We start from the raw sequence: 14,246 nt of genomic DNA on the forward strand, positions 1-14,246 counted from the left end.
CTTACTTGGCCGCCGAGCGCGAACGCTCGGCCTGCAGCGTCTTGATCCGGGCGATGTCGCGGCGCACTTCGCGCACGCGGGCCGGCTTCTCGAGCTGGTTGGTCGCCGACTGGAAGCGCAGGTTGAACTGCTCGCGCTTCAGCTCCGAAAGCTGCGACTGCAGCTCGTCATCGGTCTTGACCTTGAGATCGGCAGGCTTGGTCATCATGCGCCCCCCAGGTGGGTGAAGTCGCCGAGACGGGCGACGACCTTCGTCTTGATCGGCAGCTTCATCGCCGCACGCTCGAACGCTTCCGCGGCGAGCGGGCCGGGGACGCCGTCCAGCTCGAACAGGATGCGGCCGGGCTTGACGCGCGCGACCCAATATTCGGGCGCGCCCTTACCGGAGCCCATGCGGACTTCGGCCGGCTTCGACGAGACGGGAACGTCCGGGAAGATGCGGATCCACAGACGGCCCTGACGCTTGATGTGACGCGTGATCGCGCGGCGGGCCGCCTCGATCTGACGCGCGGTGATCCGCTCCGGCGCCAGCGCCTTCAGCCCGTAGGAGCCGAAGTTGAGCTGGGTGCCGCCGGGGGCGTCGCCATGGATACGGCCCTTGTGGGCCTTGCGGAATTTAGTGCGCTTCGGTTGCAGCATTGTCTCTAATTCCTATCAGCGCGCCGGCCGGACGCCGGAGGTCTGAGCCTCCATCATCAGCCGGTCCTGCGCCATCGGGTCGTGGCCCAGGATCTCACCCTTGAAGATCCAGACCTTGACGCCGCAGACGCCATAGGCGGTGTGCGCCTGGGCTTCCGCATAATCGACGTTCGCACGCAGCGTGTGCAGCGGAACCCGACCCTCGCGATACCATTCGGTCCGCGCGATCTCGGCGCCGCCGAGGCGGCCGCCGCAGGTGATCCGGATGCCTTCGGCGCCCAGACGCAGCGCCGACTGCACCGCCCGCTTCATCGCGCGACGGAACGCGACGCGACGCTCGAGCTGGTCGGCGACCGACTGCGCGACGAGCTTCGAGTCGATTTCCGGCTTGCGGATCTCGACGATGTTCAGCGACACGTCCGACGAGGTCATCGCGCCGAGCTTCTTGCGAAGCTTCTCGATGTCCGCGCCCTTCTTGCCGATGATCACGCCCGGACGGGCAGCGAAGATCGAGATGCGGCACAGCTTCGCGGGACGCTCGATCACCACCTTGGAGATCGCCGCCTGCGGGATCGCCTTCATGATGTACGTGCGGATCGCGAGATCCTCGAGGAGCAGACGACCATAGTCCTCGCCCTCTGCGAACCAGCGGCTGTCCCAGGTCCGGTTGATCTGCAACCGGAGGCCGATCGGATTGCTCTTCTGACCCATTATGCTTCTTCCTGCTCGCGCACGACGACGCGGAGGCGGCTGAAGGGCTTGACGATCCGGCTCGAACGACCACGCGCACGGGTCGCGAAACGCTTCATCGACAGGCTCTTGCCGACGCTTGCTTCCGACACGACCAGCGCATCGACGTCGAGGTTGTGGTTGTTCTCCGCGTTCGCGATCGCCGAGGCGAGCACCTTGCGGACGTCGATCGCCATCGCCTTCTTGGAGAATGCGAGGATGTTCATCGCGTCACCGGCCTTGCGGTTACGGATCAGCGCGGCGACCAGATTGAGCTTCTGCGCGGAACCACGGATCGTGGTGCCGACGGCGAGCGCTTCCTTGTCGCCGACGCGGCGGGGGGATTTAGGCTTCGACATCGCTTACCTCTTGCCCTTCTTGTCGGCCGCGTGGCCGGGGAAGTAGCGCGTGGGCGCGAACTCGCCGAGCTTGTGACCCACCATATCCTCGTTGACCGAGACCGGAACGAACTTGCGACCGTTGTAGACGTTGAACGTCAGGCCAACGAACGTCGGCAGGATCGTCGAACGACGCGACCAGGTCTTGATCGGCGCACGCGCGTTGGTGTCCTGAGCCGTCTCCGCCTTCTTCAGCAGATGCAGGTCGACGAACGGACCTTTCCAGATGGAACGGGCCATGACTTACCTCTTCTTCTTCGCGTGACGGGACCGGATGATCATCTTGTCCGTCGACTTGTTGTTGCGCGTGCGCGCGCCCTTGGTCGGCTTGCCCCACGGGGTGACCGGGTGACGGCCGCCCGAGGTCCGGCCTTCACCACCGCCATGCGGGTGGTCGACCGGGTTCTTCGCGACGCCGCGCGTCAGCGGACGACGGCCCAGCCAGCGGTTGCGGCCCGCCTTCGCGAGGTTCTGGTTGGCGTTGTCCGGGTTCGACACCGCGCCGACCGTCGCCATGCAATCGCCGCGCAGGTAGCGCTGCTCGCCCGAGTTCAGGCGGACGATCACGAGACCGCGGTCACGGCCGACGACCTGCACATAGGTGCCGGCCGAGCGCGAGATCTGACCGCCCTTGCCCGGCTTCATCTCCACGTTGTGGACGATGGTGCCGACCGGCATCTGGCCCAGTTCCATGGCGTTGCCCGGCTTCACGTCGGTCTTCTTGCCGGCGATCACCTTGTCGCCCACCGCCAGGCGCTGCGGCGCCAGGATGTAGGCCTGCTCGCCATCGTCATACTTGACGAGCGCGATGAACGCGGTGCGGTTCGGGTCATATTCCAGACGCTCGACGGTCGCCTCGACGTCCCACTTGCGGCGCTTGAAATCGACGATGCGATAGCGCTGCTTGTGGCCGCCGGCGATGCCGCGCGAGGTGACATGGCCCTTGTTGTTGCGGCCACCGGTCTTGCGCTTGCCTTCGGTCAGCGCCTTGACGGGCTTGCCCTTGTGCAGCGCCGAGCGGTCGACGAGGATCAGGCCGCGGCGGGCCGGGCTCGTCGGGTTATAGTGCTTGAGTGCCATCTATCCCGCCTCAAATACCGGTGGTGACGTCGATCGACTGGCCTTCGGCCAGCGTCACGATCGCCTTCTTGACGTCCGAGCGACGGTAGGCCTCACCCTTCCAGCGCTTGGTCTTGCCCTTCTGGACGATCGTGTTGACGCCAGTGACGGTGACGTTGAACAGCGCCTCGACCGCCGCCTTGATCTGCGGCTTGGTCGCGTCACCGGCCACCTTGAAGACGACCGCGTTGTGCTCGGAGAGAAGCGTCGACTTCTCGGTGATGTGCGGCGCGACGACGACGTCGTAGTGACGAAGGTCGACGGCGCCCGCCTGCTTCTTAGCCATTGAACCGCGCCTCCAGCTTCTCGACAGCCGCGCGGGTCAGCACCAGCGTGTCATGCTTCAGGATATCGTACACGTTCGCGCCGATCGCCGGCAGAACGTTGATCGCCACGAGGTTGGCCGACGCACGGGCGAAGCTCTGCTCCACCGCTTCGCCGTCGATCACCAGCGTGCTCTTGCCGAAGCCGAGCTTGACGAGATCGGCCGCGAGCGCCTTGGTCTTGCCGTCCTGCACGGTCAGCGAGTCCATGACGATGAGCTGGCCGGCCTTCGCCTTCGACGACAGCGCCATCTTGAGGCCGAGCACGCGGACCTTCTTGTTCAGCGACGGGTTGAAGTCGCGAACGCGGGCGCCGTGAGCCTTACCGCCGCCGACGAAGATCGGCGCACGGCGATCGCCGTGACGGGCGGTACCGCCGCCCTTCTGGCGACCCAGCTTCTTGCCGGAACGGGCAACGTCGCTGCGCTCGCGGGTGCCGCGGGCGGTGCCGCGACGCTTCTCGAGCTGCCAGGTTACGACCCGGTGGAGGATGTCCGCGCGCGGTTCGACACCGAAGATCTCGTCGTTGAGATCGATGTCGCCGTTTTCGCTGGCATCCAGGTTCTGAACCTTGACCTTCACGACTTAGCCCTCCTGGCCTTCGGTCGCTTCAACCGCAGCCACATCCTCGGCGGGCGTGTCGGCGGGAGCGTTGGAATTGGCGGCCTTCAGGCCGGCGGGATACGGCGCTTCGGCGTGGCGCGGCAGCTTCACCGCATCCTTGACGAGCAACCAGGTGCCCTTGTGACCGGGAACCGAACCCTTGACGAAGATCAGGCCGCGCTCGACGTCGGTCGAGACGATCTCGAGGTTCTGCTGGGTGCGCTGACGGTCGCCCATGTGACCGGCCATCTTCTTGTTCTTGAAGACGCGGCCCGGATCCTGGCGGTTACCCGTCGAACCGTGCGAACGGTGCGAGACCGAAACGCCGTGCGTCGCGCGCAGACCGCCGAAGCCCCAGCGCTTCATCGCGCCGGCAAAACCCTTGCCCTGGGTGTGGCCGGTGATGTCGACATACTGGCCGGCAACGAAATGATCGGCCGAGAGCCACGCGCCAACGTCGAGGAGCGCATCCTCGGCGACACGAAACTCGGCGAGCTCCGCCTTCGGCTCGACCTCGGCCTTGCCGAAGTGGCCGCGCTGCGGCTTGGCGACGTTCTTCGCCTTGGCGACGCCGGCGCCGAGCTGGACGGCGACATAGCCGTCGACAGCCTCAATCTTGCGAGCGACGACCTGGCAGCCTTCGAGGCTGAGGACGGTGACCGGCACGTGCCGCCCATCGTCCTTGAACAGGCGCGTCATGCCCATTTTCTTCGCGATCACGCCAGTGCGCATGATCTGGTTCCCTTCTGCATAGGCTCGCGTTAGCGGCGAGCGTACCAACGAAAAAAGCTCCGGTTTCCCGAAGCCCAGCCCAAATTACCGATTGCCCCCACCCGGGCCGGATGCCGCGTTCCCGAAGGAGGCGGCGGTGGGGACTCGGACAACGCCGGCGCCCTGAAGCGCCGCCGTTCGGTATCCCGTTATGCCGAGCTGGCTCAGGCCAGCTTGATCTCGACGTCGACGCCGGCGGCAAGGTCGAGCTTCATCAGCGCGTCCACCGTCTGCGGCGTGGGCTGCACGATATCCAGCAGCCGCTTGTACGTCCTCACCTCGAACTGCTCGCGCGACTTCTTGTCGATGTGCGGGCCGCGGTTCACGGTGAACTTCTCGATGCGCGTCGGCAGGGGGATCGGACCGCGAATGAGCGCGCCCGTGCGACGGGCGGTGTCGGCAATGTCGCCAGTGGCCTGATCCAGCACGCGGTGATCAAAAGCCTTGAGGCGAATACGAATATTCTGCGTTTCCATGTCCCAACCGATGCGAAAGAGCCAAGCCCGTCTCGAAAACCTGTCCGGTTTCCGATTCGGGCGAAAAACCTTAAAAGCGCAACCGCGCGATTCCCCGAGGAGAATCGCGCGGTAGCAGCCCTATATTACTTTGTGATCGTCGCGACAACCCCCGCGCCGACGGTACGACCGCCTTCACGGATGGCGAAGCGCAGACCCTGATCCATAGCGATCGGGGCGATCAGCTTGACGCCGAGATTCACGTTGTCGCCCGGCATCACCATCTCGGTGCCCTCGGGGAGAACGACTTCGCCGGTCACGTCCGTGGTGCGGAAGTAGAACTGCGGACGGTAGTTGGCGAAGAACGGCGTGTGACGGCCGCCCTCGTCCTTCGACAGGACATACACTTCCGAGCTGAACTCGGTGTGCGGCTTGATCGAACCCGGCTTGCAGAGCACCTGGCCGCGCTCGACCTCTTCACGGCCGACGCCGCGGATCAGCGCGCCGATGTTGTCGCCGGCCTGGCCCTGGTCGAGCAGCTTGCGGAACATCTCGACGCCGGTCACGACGGTCTTGCGGGTGTCCTTGATGCCGACGATCTCGACTTCCTCGCCAACCTTGACGATGCCGGTCTCGACGCGGCCGGTCACGACGGTGCCGCGGCCCGAGATCGAGAACACGTCTTCGATCGGCATCAGGAACGGCTTGTCGAGCGGACGCTCGGGCTGCGGGATGAAGCTGTCGACGGCGGCCATCAGCGCAAGGATCGCCTTCTTGCCGATCTCGTCGTTGGTGCCTTCGAGGGCGGCGAGCGCCGAACCGCGGATGATCGGAATATCATCGCCCGGGAAGTCGCGCTTCGAGAGCTCTTCACGGATTTCCAGCTCGACGAGTTCGAGGATTTCCTCGTCATCGACCTGGTCGACCTTGTTCATGAAGACGACCATGGTCGGCACGCCGACCTGCTTGGCGAGCAGGATGTGCTCCTTGGTCTGCGGCATCGGGCCGTCGGTGGCCGAAACGACCAGGATGGCGCCGTCCATCTGCGCCGCACCGGTGATCATGTTCTTCACATAGTCGGCGTGGCCCGGGCAGTCGACGTGCGCATAGTGGCGGTCCGCCGTCTCATACTCGACGTGCGCGGTCGAGATGGTGATGCCGCGCTCGCGCTCTTCCGGCGCCTTGTCGATGTTCGCATAGTCAACGAACGTCGCGCCGCCCGTCTCGGCCAGCACCTTGGTGATGGCAGCGGTCAGCGAGGTCTTGCCATGGTCGACGTGACCGATGGTGCCGATGTTCACGTGCGGCTTGTTCCGCTCGAATTTAGCTTTCGCCATGTCTGTCCTACCTTCTTCTCAACTCGATTTTCGTCGCGATTCGGGCGCGCCGCCGCGCGGCGGAACGGCGCCCTTAGCGATGATTTATGGATTACGCCAGCTTCGCCTTCACTTCGTCGGCGACGTTGGCGGGCACCTCGTCATAATGCGAGAACTGCATCGTGTACTGTGCGCGGCCCTGGGTGAACGAGCGGAGCTGGTTCACATAGCCGAACATGTTCGCGAGCGGGACCATCGCCTCGACGACCTGTGCGTTGCCGCGGCTGTCGGTGCCCTGGATCTGGCCGCGACGGCTGTTCATGTCGCCGATGACGTCACCCAGATAATCTTCCGGGGTGACGACCTCGACCTTCATGATCGGCTCGAGCAGCTTGATGCCGGCCTTCTGGGCCGCTTCGCGCATCGCGCCGCGGGCGCAGATTTCGAACGCGAGCGCCGACGAGTCGACGTCGTGATACTTGCCGTCGATCAGGTGCACTTCGAAGTCGATGATCGGGAAGCCGATCAGCGAACCGGTCTCGGCGGTCTCGCGCATGCCCTTCTCGACTGACGGGATATACTCGCGCGGAATATTGCCGCCCTTGATCTCGTCGAAGAACACGAAGCCCGAACCGCGCTCGCCCGGCTTCACCTGCACCTTGACCTCGCCGAACTGGCCCGAGCCGCCCGACTGCTTCTTGTGGGTGTAGGTCAATTCGACCGGCTTCGCGAGATATTCGCGATACGCCACCTGCGGCGCACCGACATTGGCCTCGACCTTGAACTCGCGCTTCATGCGATCGACCAGGATCTCGAGGTGGAGTTCGCCCATCCCCTTGATGATGGTCTGGCCCGACTCATGGTCGCTGGTCACGCGGAACGACGGATCCTCGCGGGCGAGACGATTGAGCGCGACGCCCATCTTCTCCTGGTCCGCCTTGGTCTTCGGCTCCACGGCGACCTCGATGACCGGCTCGGGGAACTCCATGCGCTCGAGGATGATCGGCGCGTTCTGGGCGCACAGCGTGTCGCCCGTCGTGGTGTCCTTGAGGCCCGCCAGCGCGACGATGTCACCCGCATAGGCGACGTCGATGTCCTCGCGGCTGTTCGCATGCATGAGCAGCATGCGGCCAACCTTTTCCTTCTTGTCCTTCACCGAGTTCATCACCACCGACGCGCTCTCGAGCTTGCCGGAATAGATGCGGGCGAAGGTCAGCGTGCCGACGAACGGGTCGTTCATGATCTTGAACGCCAGCGCCGAGAACGGCTCCGCATCGTCCGCCTTGCGGCTGTCGGCGGTCTCGCCGTCCAGCTTGAGGCCTTCGACCGGCGGAATGTCGAGCGGGCTCGGCAGATAGTCGACGACGGCGTCGAGCAGGGGCTGCACGCCCTTGTTCTTGAACGCCGAGCCGCACAGCACGGGCACGAACGAGAAGTTCAGCGTGCCCTTGCGGATCAGCGCCTTCAGCGTCGCGACGTCGGGCTCCTCGCCCTCGAAGAACTTCTCCATCGCGGCGTCGTCCTGCTCGACGGCGGCCTCGATCAGTTCCAGGCGCGCAGCTTCCGCGGCATCCTTGAGGTCGTCGGGGATCTCGCGATATTCGAACTTCGCGCCCAGGCTCTCGTCAAGCCAGATGATCGCACGGTTCTCGACCAGGTCGACGAGGCCCTTGAAGCCGCCCTCGATACCGATCGGGAGATAGAGGACGAGCGGACGGGCACCGAGGCGATCCTTGATCATCTCGACGCAGCGCTCGAAATTGGCGCCGGTGCGATCCAGCTTGTTGACGAAGCACATGCGGGGCACGCGATACTTCTCAGCCTGGCGCCACACGGTCTCGGACTGCGGCTCAACGCCGGCAACGCCGTCGAAGCACGCAACGGCACCGTCGAGCACGCGCAGCGAACGCTCGACTTCGATCGTGAAGTCGACGTGGCCGGGGGTGTCGATGATGTTGATGCGGTGATCGTTCCAGAAGCACGTGGTCGCAGCCGACGTGATCGTGATGCCCCGCTCCTGCTCCTGCTCCATCCAGTCCATCGTCGCGGTGCCTTCATGCACTTCGCCGATCTTGTAGGACTTGCCGGTGTAGTAGAGGATGCGCTCGGTCGTGGTCGTCTTGCCGGCATCGATGTGCGCCATAATGCCGATGTTGCGATAGCGTTCGAGCGGATGGCTGCGGGCCATGACGTGGTTTCCTTAGCAATGTGGGGAGCCGGACGGTCCAGCTCCCCAGATATAGGTGTTCGCGGTCAGGCGGACCAGATCACCAGCGATAGTGGCTGAAGGCGCGGTTCGCTTCGGCCATGCGGTGCGTGTCCTCGCGCTTCTTCACGGCGTTGCCGCGGTTGTTCGCGGCATCGAGAAGCTCGCCGGAAAGGCGCGCCGACATCGTGTTCTCGCTGCGCGACCGGGCGGCCGTGATGAGCCAGCGGATCGCCAGCGCCTGGGCACGCTCGACGCGCACTTCGACCGGCACCTGGTAGGTCGCACCACCGACGCGGCGGCTGCGGACCTCGATGCCCGGCTTCACATTGTTGAGCGCATCATGGAACACGCCGAGCGGCTCGCGCTTCGCGCGCGTCTCGATGGTTTCCAGCGCGCCATAGACGATGCCCTCGGCGACGGACTTCTTGCCGTCGAGCATCACGCTGTTCATGAACTTCGAAAGCACCACATCCCCAAACTTGGGATCGGGCAGGATTTCCCGCTTCTCGGGACGACGACGACGAGCCATCTGATTTTCCTTCTAAACTTCAGCCTTGAGGGCCGGAACCGCCAGAGCCGGCCAAGCGCCGGATAGCCGCCGGACGGCTTACTTCGGACGCTTGGCGCCGTACTTGGAGCGGGACTGCTTGCGGTTCTTGACACCCTGGGTATCGAGGACGCCGCGCAGGACGTGGTAGCGCACGCCGGGAAGATCGCGCACACGGCCGCCGCGGATCAGCACGACCGAGTGCTCCTGGAGGTTGTGGCCTTCGCCCGGGATGTAGCTGATGACTTCGCGCTTGTTGGTCAGACGGATCTTGGCCACCTTGCGAAGCGCCGAGTTCGGCTTCTTCGGGGTCGTCGTGTAGACGCGGGTGCAAACACCACGCTTCTGCGGGTTCTGCTCCATCGCAGGAACCTTCGACTTGACCTTCTGCAGTTCGCGGCCCTTGCGGACCAGCTGGTTAATCGTAGGCATGAAGCCCTTCACCTTCTCTGGTTACTTTGCTGGAGCCCGTTCAAACCCAATACAAAAGAGCCCCGGCGGCCTTACGGCCCCCCTGGCCCTCACATGCACCCAGCAATGTTCAAGCTCAAAAGCCCGAATGGAGTCGTGCGGACGCACCACCCTCCTTCGGGCAGCGGCGCCTATAGCGACGGTAAGCCACCCGGTCAACGGGCGGCGGCAGACTCCTAGAGTTCGAACCCCCGGCGACGCAAGCGTTCCGTCAGCATCGCGCGATGCGTCTGCACCGCGCGTTCGCGCCCCGGCGACCCTTCGGGCTCGAGCATCATCGACGCCGCGGTGCGTCGCAACCCGCGCTCGAGATGCTCCTCGGACAGGGCACGGATCTGGTCGGATCGCCGCCGCTCGCGCCAGGCATCGAGCCGGCTGAGTGCGATCGATGCCCAGCTCCTGTCATCTGTCGGCATCACCAGTTCCTTCGCCACGACCCGTCTCCAGCAGCCTTTTCGAGGGCTAGCATCCGACTCGCGCGCGAGGCTGTGACCTGAATCACTGCCGCCCCGCAGAAGATGAACCGTGGCTTGATGCGATGGCGTCATGCCGCGCGATCAATGCTCCGCAGCGCCGCCGTCATGGCCGGGATTCCTCACCGATTCGGCAGCATCGTCGCCCTGCTCGCGCAATTCCGCGGCGTTGGCGGCATAGGTATCCTCCGCCCGTTCGCTGGTCGCGTTGGCAGCCATCGCATCCTGCTGGTTGGCGAGATCGTCGTACTGGTTCTCGAGATTCCGGGCGACGGCCTCGTCACCCCTTTCGCCGCAGGCCGAAAGCGAAAGCGCCGCCGCGAGCATCGCGGCCGGACCGACAAGCCTGATCATCCCCTGTCCTCCTCGGCGACGGCATCGTCGCGCGTTGCTCAAGCCGTGGCGCGCGGGTTGGTTCCGAGACGATCGTGCACCGCAACGGCGATCAGCGCCATGCCGCCGCCGAACAGCCAGCCGGCGAGTACGTCGCTGGGCCAGTGCACGCCCAGCACGACGCGCGAGACGCCGACCAGCAGCGGCACGACCAGCGCCGCCGCCGCCCAGCCGCGGCGCGGCAAGAGCAACAGGGCGGCCAGCGCCCAAAGCGCCATGTTGTGCGCGGCATGGCCGCTGGGGAAGCTCAGCGTCACCACGGTGTCGAGATGATCCAGCAACGCCGGTCGCGGCCGCGCGAAGGCAAGCTTCAGCCCGCTTGTCGCCACCGTCTCGATCAAGGTCGCCAGCGGCAGCAGCGCCGCCGCCCCGGCCTTGCGCCGGACCAGCAGCAGCACGACCGCGACGGCCGCGAAGCCGATCCGCGCGGGGGCATCGCCGATCCGGGTGAAGGCGATCCACGGCCCGGCATCCGCGCGCAGCGCCGCCGCCTGCTCGATCAGCCACAGATCGGCCAAGACGATCGGCGTCGCCCCGAGCGAGAAACCGATGAGGAGCGACAGGAGGATGCAGAGCGCACCCGCGACGGCGGAGGACAAAGGCGGATTCATCCCCCCTTCAAGCCGCTGTCGGCGCACAGCGCAAGCCGCGAAGGGTTACGTCGCAAACATCCTATAATCGCCATCGCGAATCGGCCATTATCATCGCCGCAAGCTTCAGACCCGGATGAACGGACAGCGCGCGCGAGCAGGTCGTCGCCGCGCAGGACGGCTTGCGCCCTAGAACATATCAGCCTGGAGGCCGTTATGGCTATGATTGCGTTTGACCGACCGATTCCCGACGCCCCGATTCCACCACTGCCGGATTTTCCGATCCCCTTCCCCGGCCTGCCGCAGTTCGAGCGCCGTCCGCGTTTCGAATTCGAGCGCCCCGTCCACCTCAACATCCGCTACGGCCCCGCCAAGGTCCGCGTGCTGGTGATGAGCGACGGCTCCGCCTACGACACCGCCAGCGGATTCTCGCTGGGTCTCGCGCTGCAGGATGCGTTCGACCCGTCGCATCCCGACCATCCGTCCTATGCCCGCTTCGAATTCGTGCGCGCCCACCGCAACAATGCGGCGGGGGTGACCCCGGGCTATGACGATTTCCACTTCAACCCCGGCAGCCTCGACGATTTCGACGAGCTCTGGCTGTTCGGCTACACGCCGGGAAATCCCTATCTTTCCGCCGGCGAGATCGATGAGATCCACACCTTCATGGACGCCGGCGGCGGCGTGCTCGCGATGGGCGACCATGAGGATCTCGGGCTCGGCCTGTGCGGCGGCATCCAGCGCGTGCGCTCGATGCGCAAATGGTGGTTCGATTTTCCTGCCCCGCCCGCCGGCATGGAGCGCGCGCCCGACAATGCCGACCTGACCCGCAATGACACCCAGCAGCCCGCCTTCCCCGGCGGCCCGCCCAATGGCGGATCGGAATCGGATGGCGCGCCGCAGCCGATCCACCCCAATTACCGCTTCGGCCACCGGTTGTGGCGCCCCTGGGGCCGCTATAAATTCCCCCACCAGGTGCTGTGCGGTCCGCGCGGCGCGATCAAGGTGCTGCCCGATCACCCGCACGAGGGGGATTGCATCAAGCCCAACGCCGCCTTCGCCAACGAATATCCCGGCGGCGTCGAGGTGGACATCGTCGCCCACGGCCACAACGTCGTCGGCCGCACCAAGAGCGGCTACACCATCACCGACGATCGCGCCTTCGGCCTGATCGGCGCGTGGGACGGGCACAAGCCCGCTGCGAACCGCGGCCGGGTGCTGGTCGATTCGACCTGGCACCACTGGTTCAACGTCAACCTTTCCGGCCTGCGCGCGGAGAATGGCGACGAGTACAAGGATATCCTCGCCTATTTCCGCAACGTCGCGGTGTGGCTGGCGCCGAAGGAACGGCAGGACCGGATGAAGAAAGCCGGGCAGCTGATCATCCTCGCCATTCCCCACTTCGTGGAGCGCGCGGCGACGTTGCGGCGGATCCGCCCCGAGCTGATCTATGTGATCGGCATCGAGGCGCGCGACGCGCTGGGCCGGATCGCACCGCAATGCCAGTCCGCAGCGTGGTTCATCGACATCGTCAGCCCGCACCTGCCGCGCCACATCATCGAACTGATCGAGAAGCCCAGGCTCGATCTGCCCTTCGATCCGTTCGAGGCGGCGGCGATCGACATCTATGCCACCACGGTGTTCGGCGGCATCGTCAACGCGATCGCGGTGCGCGCCAACGAGGTCGGCCTCGAATCGCTGGAAAAGATCCAGGACGATCTCGACCGCATCGCCGCCGCCGGCGCCAAGGCCGGGCTGGAGCAGGCGCGCCGGATGCTGGACGCGAGCCAGAAGCGGCTGGCGCCGTTCACCGAGGCCGGCGAACCGAAGACGCAGCGCGCCTGCGAACCTGAAAGCGTGGCGTAACGTGGGGGCACCGGGGCGGCCGCGTGCCGCCCCGGCGTTCGCTCAGTCCACGCGCCGGATCAACACCCCACTCTTGATGACGACATCGACATCGGCGAGTTCGCCGACGTCGGCCAGCGGATCGCCGCCGACCGCGACGATATCGGCGTAGCGGCCGACAGCGATCGCGCCGACATCCTTTTCACGCCCCAGCGCCAGCGCGGCTTCGCGCGTCGCCGCCTGGATCGCCTCCATCGGCGTCATTCCATATTGCACCATCACCCGGAACTGGCCGCCCGCGGTGCCGTGCGGCATCACCCCGGCGTCGGTGCCGAACACCAGCTTGACGCCCGCCGCATGCGCCTTGCGGAAATTGTCGCGCTGGATCTGCGCCACCTCGCGGTCCTTGCGCAGATTGTCTTCGAGCACGCCGTTCTTCTTGCCCTCGGCCTGGGTGTAATCGGTGTTGAAGATGTCCATCGACAGCCGGGTGCCACGCTCCTTCGCAAGCCGGATGCCCTCGTCGTCGATCAGGCTGGCATGTTCGATCGTGTCGATGCCCGCGCGGATCGCCGCCTTGATGCCCGCCGCGCCATGCGCATGCGCGGCGACCTTGAGGCCCCATTGATGCGCCTCATCGGCGATCGCGCGCAATTCCTCCTCGCTCAGCTGCTGCTGCCCGGGCTCGGTGTTGCGCGAGAAGACGCCGCCGGTCGCGCAGACCTTGATCACCTCGGCGCCGTACTTCCGCTGCTCGCGCACGATCCGACGGAGATCCGCCGGACCGTCCCCCACCGCGACGCCTTTCGCCTTGAACGAGGGCGGCAGATAGGTGCTGTCGCAATGGCCGCCGGTGGCGCCGAGCGCGTGCGCCGCGGGCACGATGCGCGGGCCGGCCATCAGCCCTTCGTCGATCGCCTGCTTGTAGGCGACATCCGAATAATTCTCCGAGCCGACGTTGCGCACCGTCGTGAAGCCGGCATCGAGCATCGCCTTCGCATTGCCGACACCCTGCACGGCCCAGAACAGGTCGGTGAACTGCAGCCCGGTATAGCCGCCGTAGAGCGGGTTGGCATCGAGATGGACGTGCATGTCGATGAAGCCCGGCAGGATCGTCTTGCCGCCGAGGTCGATATGGCGAACATCGGCGCCCCAGCGCACGGTGCGCGCATCGGCGATGCCGGTGATGCGGCCGTCGGTCACCATCACCGCGGGGTGATCGACCACCTTGCCGGCGATGACGTCGATCATCCGGTCCGCGGTGATGATGACGGTTTCGGCACTGGCCGGGGTGGCGCAGGCGATGGCGGCCAGGCAGGCGGCGGCGAGCAGCTTCATTCCGATTGTCCCCCGTACGAACGAGCG

Annotated in this window: 19 protein-coding genes; 1 reads left to right on the forward strand and 18 read right to left on the reverse strand. The window is 65.7% G+C overall.

Annotated elements, in window-relative coordinates; translation table 11 throughout:
* Position 1 precedes the first annotated feature (1 nt).
* The 17 genes from rpmC to NX02_RS19665 all read right to left on the reverse strand — a co-directional run bounded on the left by rpmC (position 2) and on the right by NX02_RS19665 (position 11,057).
* The gene (gene rpmC / locus NX02_RS19585) at positions 2 to 205 is read right to left on the reverse strand and encodes a 50S ribosomal protein L29 (protein WP_025293884.1); all 204 of its coding nucleotides are present in this window, start codon (positions 203 to 205) and stop codon (positions 2 to 4) included.
* On the reverse strand, positions 205 to 639 hold the full coding sequence (gene rplP / locus NX02_RS19590) for a 50S ribosomal protein L16 (protein ID WP_025293885.1): 435 nt from the start codon (positions 637 to 639) through the stop codon (positions 205 to 207). Before rplP ends, rpmC begins: the two co-directional genes overlap by 1 nt.
* A 15-nt stretch (positions 640 to 654) precedes the next feature.
* Positions 655 to 1,350 (reverse strand): 30S ribosomal protein S3, encoded by a 696-nt coding sequence (gene rpsC / locus NX02_RS19595; RefSeq protein ID WP_039996702.1) that lies wholly within the window; start codon positions 1,348 to 1,350, stop codon positions 655 to 657.
* Positions 1,350 to 1,727: a 50S ribosomal protein L22 gene (gene rplV / locus NX02_RS19600; protein ID WP_025293887.1), complete on the reverse strand. Its 378-nt coding sequence runs from the start codon at positions 1,725 to 1,727 to the stop codon at positions 1,350 to 1,352. Before rplV ends, rpsC begins: the two co-directional genes overlap by 1 nt.
* Before the next feature lie 3 nt (positions 1,728 to 1,730).
* Positions 1,731 to 2,006, reverse strand: coding sequence for a 30S ribosomal protein S19 (gene rpsS / locus NX02_RS19605; RefSeq protein ID WP_025293888.1), 276 nt, complete (start codon positions 2,004 to 2,006; stop codon positions 1,731 to 1,733).
* Positions 2,007 to 2,009: 3 nt separating this feature from the next.
* A complete protein-coding gene (rplB, locus tag NX02_RS19610; protein WP_025293889.1) occupies positions 2,010 to 2,846 on the reverse strand; it encodes a 50S ribosomal protein L2 in 837 nt (278 codons plus the stop codon).
* Positions 2,847 to 2,856: 10 nt separating this feature from the next.
* Positions 2,857 to 3,171 (reverse strand): 50S ribosomal protein L23, encoded by a 315-nt coding sequence (locus NX02_RS19615; RefSeq protein ID WP_025293890.1) that lies wholly within the window; start codon positions 3,169 to 3,171, stop codon positions 2,857 to 2,859.
* On the reverse strand, positions 3,164 to 3,790 hold the full coding sequence (gene rplD, locus NX02_RS19620; RefSeq protein WP_025293891.1) for a 50S ribosomal protein L4: 627 nt from the start codon (positions 3,788 to 3,790) through the stop codon (positions 3,164 to 3,166). The genes NX02_RS19615 and rplD overlap by 8 nt, the downstream gene beginning before the upstream one ends.
* Positions 3,791 to 3,793: 3 nt before the next feature.
* The gene (gene rplC, locus NX02_RS19625) at positions 3,794 to 4,543 is read right to left on the reverse strand and encodes a 50S ribosomal protein L3 (protein WP_025293892.1); all 750 of its coding nucleotides are present in this window, start codon (positions 4,541 to 4,543) and stop codon (positions 3,794 to 3,796) included.
* Positions 4,544 to 4,746: 203 nt separating this feature from the next.
* Positions 4,747 to 5,058 (reverse strand): 30S ribosomal protein S10, encoded by a 312-nt coding sequence (gene rpsJ / locus NX02_RS19630; RefSeq protein ID WP_011952197.1) that lies wholly within the window; start codon positions 5,056 to 5,058, stop codon positions 4,747 to 4,749.
* 125 nt (positions 5,059 to 5,183) lie between these two features.
* Positions 5,184 to 6,374, reverse strand: coding sequence for an elongation factor Tu (gene tuf / locus NX02_RS19635; protein WP_025293893.1), 1,191 nt, complete (start codon positions 6,372 to 6,374; stop codon positions 5,184 to 5,186).
* Positions 6,375 to 6,465: 91 nt separating this feature from the next.
* Positions 6,466 to 8,541, reverse strand: coding sequence for an elongation factor G (fusA, locus tag NX02_RS19640; protein WP_025293894.1), 2,076 nt, complete (start codon positions 8,539 to 8,541; stop codon positions 6,466 to 6,468).
* 79 nt (positions 8,542 to 8,620) lie between these two features.
* Positions 8,621 to 9,091 carry a 30S ribosomal protein S7 gene (rpsG, locus tag NX02_RS19645; RefSeq protein ID WP_025293895.1) on the reverse strand — a complete coding sequence of 157 codons (471 nt, stop codon included), beginning with the start codon at positions 9,089 to 9,091 and terminating at the stop codon, positions 8,621 to 8,623.
* A gap of 78 nt (positions 9,092 to 9,169) precedes the next feature.
* A complete protein-coding gene (gene rpsL, locus NX02_RS19650; protein WP_025293896.1) occupies positions 9,170 to 9,541 on the reverse strand; it encodes a 30S ribosomal protein S12 in 372 nt (123 codons plus the stop codon).
* Between the two features lie 215 nt (positions 9,542 to 9,756).
* Complete coding sequence (locus NX02_RS19655; RefSeq protein WP_025293897.1) at positions 9,757 to 10,014, reverse strand: hypothetical protein; 258 nt, start codon at positions 10,012 to 10,014, stop codon at positions 9,757 to 9,759.
* 123 nt (positions 10,015 to 10,137) lie between these two features.
* Positions 10,138 to 10,407 (reverse strand): hypothetical protein, encoded by a 270-nt coding sequence (locus NX02_RS19660; RefSeq protein WP_025293898.1) that lies wholly within the window; start codon positions 10,405 to 10,407, stop codon positions 10,138 to 10,140.
* 38 nt (positions 10,408 to 10,445) lie between these two features.
* Positions 10,446 to 11,057, reverse strand: coding sequence for a phosphatase PAP2 family protein (locus NX02_RS19665; protein WP_025293899.1), 612 nt, complete (start codon positions 11,055 to 11,057; stop codon positions 10,446 to 10,448).
* A 195-nt stretch (positions 11,058 to 11,252) separates the two neighbouring features.
* Here NX02_RS19665 and NX02_RS19670 point away from each other — a divergent pair, with 195 nt between their 5' ends.
* The gene (locus NX02_RS19670) at positions 11,253 to 12,902 is read left to right on the forward strand and encodes a hypothetical protein (protein ID WP_158014106.1); all 1,650 of its coding nucleotides are present in this window, start codon (positions 11,253 to 11,255) and stop codon (positions 12,900 to 12,902) included.
* A 42-nt stretch (positions 12,903 to 12,944) separates the two neighbouring features.
* On the opposite strand, the gene NX02_RS19675 is transcribed toward NX02_RS19670, so the two are convergent.
* The gene (locus tag NX02_RS19675; protein WP_025293901.1) at positions 12,945 to 14,219 is read right to left on the reverse strand and encodes a Xaa-Pro dipeptidase; all 1,275 of its coding nucleotides are present in this window, start codon (positions 14,217 to 14,219) and stop codon (positions 12,945 to 12,947) included.
* Positions 14,220 to 14,246: the final 27 nt, after the last annotated feature.

It is taken from the genome of Sphingomonas sanxanigenens DSM 19645 = NX02 (assembly GCF_000512205.2).
In the GTDB taxonomy this organism is placed as follows: domain Bacteria; phylum Pseudomonadota; class Alphaproteobacteria; order Sphingomonadales; family Sphingomonadaceae; genus Sphingomonas_D; species Sphingomonas_D sanxanigenens.

Coding starts and splice junctions, on each gene's coding strand:
- rpmC (WP_025293884.1), bottom strand. CDS start 205: ATGACCAAGCCTGCCGATCTCAAGGTCAAGACCGATGACGAGCTGCAG.
- rplP (WP_025293885.1), bottom strand. CDS start 639: ATGCTGCAACCGAAGCGCACTAAATTCCGCAAGGCCCACAAGGGCCGT.
- rpsC (WP_039996702.1), bottom strand. CDS start 1,350: ATGGGTCAGAAGAGCAATCCGATCGGCCTCCGGTTGCAGATCAACCGG.
- rplV (WP_025293887.1), bottom strand. CDS start 1,727: ATGTCGAAGCCTAAATCCCCCCGCCGCGTCGGCGACAAGGAAGCGCTC.
- rpsS (WP_025293888.1), bottom strand. CDS start 2,006: ATGGCCCGTTCCATCTGGAAAGGTCCGTTCGTCGACCTGCATCTGCTG.
- rplB (WP_025293889.1), bottom strand. CDS start 2,846: ATGGCACTCAAGCACTATAACCCGACGAGCCCGGCCCGCCGCGGCCTG.
- NX02_RS19615 (WP_025293890.1), bottom strand. CDS start 3,171: ATGGCTAAGAAGCAGGCGGGCGCCGTCGACCTTCGTCACTACGACGTC.
- rplC (WP_025293892.1), bottom strand. CDS start 4,543: ATGCGCACTGGCGTGATCGCGAAGAAAATGGGCATGACGCGCCTGTTC.
- rpsJ (WP_011952197.1), bottom strand. CDS start 5,058: ATGGAAACGCAGAATATTCGTATTCGCCTCAAGGCTTTTGATCACCGC.
- tuf (WP_025293893.1), bottom strand. CDS start 6,374: ATGGCGAAAGCTAAATTCGAGCGGAACAAGCCGCACGTGAACATCGGC.
- fusA (WP_025293894.1), bottom strand. CDS start 8,541: ATGGCCCGCAGCCATCCGCTCGAACGCTATCGCAACATCGGCATTATG.
- rpsG (WP_025293895.1), bottom strand. CDS start 9,091: ATGGCTCGTCGTCGTCGTCCCGAGAAGCGGGAAATCCTGCCCGATCCC.
- rpsL (WP_025293896.1), bottom strand. CDS start 9,541: ATGCCTACGATTAACCAGCTGGTCCGCAAGGGCCGCGAACTGCAGAAG.
- NX02_RS19660 (WP_025293898.1), bottom strand. CDS start 10,407: ATGATCAGGCTTGTCGGTCCGGCCGCGATGCTCGCGGCGGCGCTTTCG.
- NX02_RS19665 (WP_025293899.1), bottom strand. CDS start 11,057: ATGAATCCGCCTTTGTCCTCCGCCGTCGCGGGTGCGCTCTGCATCCTC.
- NX02_RS19670 (WP_158014106.1), top strand. CDS start 11,253: ATGGCTATGATTGCGTTTGACCGACCGATTCCCGACGCCCCGATTCCA.
- NX02_RS19675 (WP_025293901.1), bottom strand. CDS start 14,219: ATGAAGCTGCTCGCCGCCGCCTGCCTGGCCGCCATCGCCTGCGCCACC.